The sequence below is a fragment of the Cupriavidus sp. SIMBA_020 genome (assembly GCF_046535395.1).
GTDB lineage: Bacteria > Pseudomonadota > Gammaproteobacteria > Burkholderiales > Burkholderiaceae > Cupriavidus > Cupriavidus campinensis.
Genome location: NZ_JAWRWU010001552.1, coordinates 1 through 240, shown reverse-complemented (window position 1 = coordinate 240; position 240 = coordinate 1). Strand labels below are relative to the sequence as shown.

1 pseudogene is annotated in these 240 nt (G+C 70.0%); it reads right to left on the bottom strand.

The annotated features are described in order from the left end of the window. A pseudogene (locus tag SB751_RS34810) lies at positions 1-240 on the bottom strand (hypothetical protein); the annotation flags it as partial.

Below are 240 nucleotides of genomic sequence, written 5' to 3'. Positions count from 1 at the left end.
CGCGGCGCTGACGGCGCCGTTCTCTGGCAACGGCCCGTCGATGGGCACCACCGGGTGGTTGGCGACAAACGGCGCCAGGTGCGCGCGCACGCCAATCGGGCCCATGCCCGGGCCACCGCCGCCATGGGGAATGCAGAAGGTCTTGTGCAGGTTCAGGTGGGACACGTCGCCACCGAACTTGCCCGGGGCGCAGAGGCCGACCATGGCGTTCATGTTGGCGCCGTCGATGTACACCTGGCC